The sequence below is a fragment of the Natrinema soli genome (genome assembly GCF_028618695.1).
This window is the reverse complement of the sequence record NZ_JAQIVI010000579.1, coordinates 1-3,559: the sequence shown is the minus strand read 5'-3', so window position 1 is coordinate 3,559 and position 3,559 is coordinate 1. Positions and strand designations below refer to the sequence as shown.

Annotated in this window: 4 protein-coding genes and 1 pseudogene; 3 read left to right on the top strand and 2 right to left on the bottom strand. The window is 65.2% G+C overall.

Going from position 1 to position 3,559, the window contains the following annotated elements:
- Positions 1–175: pseudogene (locus PGX04_RS26955) on the bottom strand (iron-containing alcohol dehydrogenase family protein); the annotation flags it as partial.
- A 325-nt stretch (positions 176–500) separates the two neighbouring features.
- On the opposite strand from PGX04_RS26955, the gene PGX04_RS26950 reads away from it, so the two are divergent.
- From PGX04_RS26950 to PGX04_RS26940, 3 genes are read left to right on the top strand one after another with little or no spacing between them, the layout of a single operon-like run.
- Positions 501–1,457, top strand: coding sequence for a TIGR03557 family F420-dependent LLM class oxidoreductase (locus tag PGX04_RS26950; RefSeq protein WP_273741304.1), 957 nt, complete (start codon positions 501–503; stop codon positions 1,455–1,457).
- 31 nt (positions 1,458–1,488) lie between these two features.
- Positions 1,489–1,629: a hypothetical protein gene (locus tag PGX04_RS26945; RefSeq protein WP_273741303.1), complete on the top strand. Its 141-nt coding sequence runs from the start codon at positions 1,489–1,491 to the stop codon at positions 1,627–1,629.
- A gap of 57 nt (positions 1,630–1,686) precedes the next feature.
- Complete coding sequence (locus tag PGX04_RS26940; protein ID WP_273741302.1) at positions 1,687–2,703, top strand: aldo/keto reductase; 1,017 nt, start codon at positions 1,687–1,689, stop codon at positions 2,701–2,703.
- Between the two features lie 491 nt (positions 2,704–3,194).
- Here PGX04_RS26940 and PGX04_RS26935 read toward each other — a convergent pair.
- Positions 3,195–3,559 (bottom strand): M24 family metallopeptidase (locus PGX04_RS26935; protein WP_273741300.1); only part of this gene is annotated, 365 nt, incomplete at its 5' end.

Genomic DNA, 3,559 nt, shown 5'->3' with positions numbered 1-3,559 from the left:
TCACGTCGGGCGTGCTCCCGACGGTCGAGCCGCAGACGACCAGCGCCCGCTCGAGATCCTGTCGCTCGAGTTCGCCCTCGAGGTCGTCGACGCAGCCGGCTCCGAACCTGACGGTGGCGGGTTCGTACTCGAATCGGAAGGCCGGATCGCGGTCGCTCGAGCGTGAGTCCGTCATGGACCCTCGTACGTGTCGGCGGGTGTTAAATCCGTGAGCACCGGCAGGCCGATCGACGTTCGGTACCGGTGGGCTCCGTCTCACTCCGGTCCGACCGACTGGCTGATCGATCGGGACACTATAGTAGCCATTGAAACGAATTACACACTAATCGCATCGTCCGCGGTTCTCACTCACTCTGTTCGCTCACGGCTCGTTTCACTCACCGTTCGCGTCTCGCGGTTCTCGCTCACACTGTTCGCTCCGAACCGCGCATCGCTCCGAACTGCGCTCTTGCCCTCGCAGGTGCAACCGTTACCAGTCGGTCCGTGGTAGCGGGTCGAGAATGACGAAACTCGGATACACTCTCTCGAGCGAGGAGTTCGGACCGACGGAACTGGTCGACATCGCCCGCCGCGCCGAGGAAGCCGGCTTCGACTTCCTCTCGATTTCGGACCACTTTCATCCGTGGGTGTCGGCCCAGGGCGAATCGCCGTTCGTCTGGTCGACGCTCGGCGGCATCGCGACGGCGACCGACGAGATCGAGGTCGGTGTCGGTGTCACCTGCCCGACGATCCGGATTCACCCGGTCAACGTCGCCCACGCCGTCGCCACCGTCGACGAGATGCTCGGCGACCGCTTTACCTTCGGCGTCGGCACCGGCGAGAACCTGAACGAACACGTCACGGGCGAGCGCTGGCCCGAACACGACGTTCGCCTCGAGATGTTAGACGAGGCGATGGACGTGATGCGTTCGCTCTGGACCGGCGAGACGACGAGCCACCACGGCGAGCACTACACGGTCGGGAACGCGCGACTCTACACCGTGCCGGACGAGCAGCCGACAACGATCGGAAGCGCGTTCGGCCCGCAGACCGCCGAGTGGGTCGCCGATACCGTCGACGGCCTCTGGTGTTCCGGTCCCAAATCGGAGCCGGTCGAGGCCTACGAGGACGCCGGCGGTGACGGGCCGAAATACAGTCAGTTACACGGCTGTTACGCCGACAGCGAGGAGGAAGCGATCGACACCATCTACGAGCAGTGGCCCAACGGCTCGCTTCCGGGAGAGCTCGGCCAAGAACTGCCGACGCCGGCTCACTTCGAACAGGCCGCCCAGATGGTCGAGAAAGAGGACATCGCCGAGGCCGGGACCACCACCGCACCGGATCCGCAGGCCCACATCGACAGCATTGAGCAGGCCATCGACGCCGGCTACGATCACGTCTACTTCCACCAGATCGGCCCGGAACAGGAGAAAGCGCTCGAGTTCTACGAGGGCGAAGTCCTGCCCTCGTTCGAGTGAATTTTCCCGGTTCGAACGTGAACACGGAGACGTGACCGCACTCGAGGAGGACTACGGCACGCTGACCGACGAGACGGCAATCGAACTCGAGCAGGTCGTTTCGGAACGACGGGAGGATCGCTCGCGGACCCATCGCGTCCGCGTTCGACCGATCGTCACCGCGCTCGAGTGACCGGCGCTCGCTCGCCGCTTCCCGACTCGTTTTGCCCCTCGGTGGCGAACGAGGCGTATGGAGTACACGACGCTCGGCGATACGGGTACGACAGTCTCGAAACTCTGCTTTGGCACCTGGCGCTTCGGGAAGGAAAGCGACGGCACCGTCGAAACCGACCGCGAGGAGGCCCACGAACTGCTCGACACCGCCTGGGATACCGGGATCAACTTCATCGACACGGCGAACGTCTACGGCGATCCGAACGGCACCAGCGAGGAGTGGATCGGCGAGTGGCTCGCAGACCGGGATATTCACCGCGAGGACGTCGTTATCGCCTCGAAGGTCTACTTTCCCTTCGACGGTCGCGGCGAGCCCGGTCCGAACGACTCCGGGCTGGGTCGCAAGCACATCCGCGCACAGATCGAGGGCACCCTCGAGCGGCTGGGCACCGACTACCTCGATCTCTACTACATCCACCGCTGGGACGAGAACACGCCGATCCGGGAGACGATGCGGACGCTCACCGAACTCGTCCGCGAGGGGAAAGTCCACTATCTCGGTGCCTCGAGCATGGCCGCCTGGAAGCTCACGAAAGCGCTGTGGACCAGCGACGTCGAGGGCCTCGAGCGCTTCGACGTGACCCAGCCGATGTTCAACGCGGCCGACACCGACGACGTGGGCGACTACCTCGAGGTCTGTGCGGATCAGGATATCGCCGTCTGTCCGTACTCGCCGCTCGCGGGCGGCTTCCTCACCGGGAAGTACGAGCGGGCCGAGGACGGCAGCGTGATTGCACCCGACGGCTCCCGCGGCACCCTCACGGACCTCTTCGAGGACCGCTACACCAGCGAGACAGCGTGGGCGGTGCTCGAGGCCGTCGAGTCCGTCGCCGAGCAGGTCGACGCGACGCCGGCGCAGGTGTCGCTGCGCTGGCTGATGGAACAGGACCGCTTTACCTGCGTACCGATCGTCGGCGCGCGGACGGCAGAGCAACTCGAGGAGAACGTCGGTGCGGTCGAACTCGAACTCAGCGACGCGCAGTTCGGGCGGATCGACGACGCTCGCGGTGGGGACGACAGCGGCTATCGCTGAGTTCAGGAGTCGGTACTGCAAGTACCCACAGGACGATTCGCTCACTCGAGGTACAGGCCGATCGTACGGCCTGCGGTGGCGCGCGCTGGACCGCGTCGAACGAGCGGTGAGACGCGGGCCGAAACTGCGCGAGGGATGAGTGAGCGACGATAGGAGCGAACGAATCGGTTGGGGAGGGCGTGGCTGCTCCTTGCCGGCGCGATAGCAGGACACTTTGTTCCCTGGTCATGTAAGGAGTCACCGTCTCACACTGTCTTCGACTGCCAGTAATCGAGGGGCAGTGTTCTGCTATCGTGGCAACGGTGAGAACCACGTCCTCCCCAGCCGATTCGCTCAGTCGCGTTGCTCCCTCACTCATCCCTCGCACGAGGTCATCGCCTGCCCTCGCTGTCGCTCAGACACTCGACAGCGCGCGCCACCGCACGCCGAGGACCAGATCGGAGTCAGTACTGAGTGAGACAGTCCTCGCCTGGTCTTCCCGTGATTACCGTCTACGCTCCGTTGCCAGCCGTCGGCTCGAGCCCGATCCGATACTCGGTCAGGTTCTCGTAGCCGTCCTCGGTGACGGCGATCAGATCCTCGATGCGGACGCCGCCGACCGCGGGATCGTAGATGCCGGGTTCGATCGAGATCACGTGGCCGGCCTCGAGCTCGCCGCCCGAGGGCGAGACGCTGGGCTCCTCGTGGATGTCGAGGCCGACGCCGTGACCGGTGCTGTGGATGAATCCCGTTTCCGCGTTCGGATCGCTTCGCAGCGTCTCGTAGCCCGCGTCCTCGATCACGTCGCAGGCCACAGCGTGAACGTCGGCACCCGTCACGCCGGCCGCGACGGACTCGAGCGCGGCCGCGTAGGCCT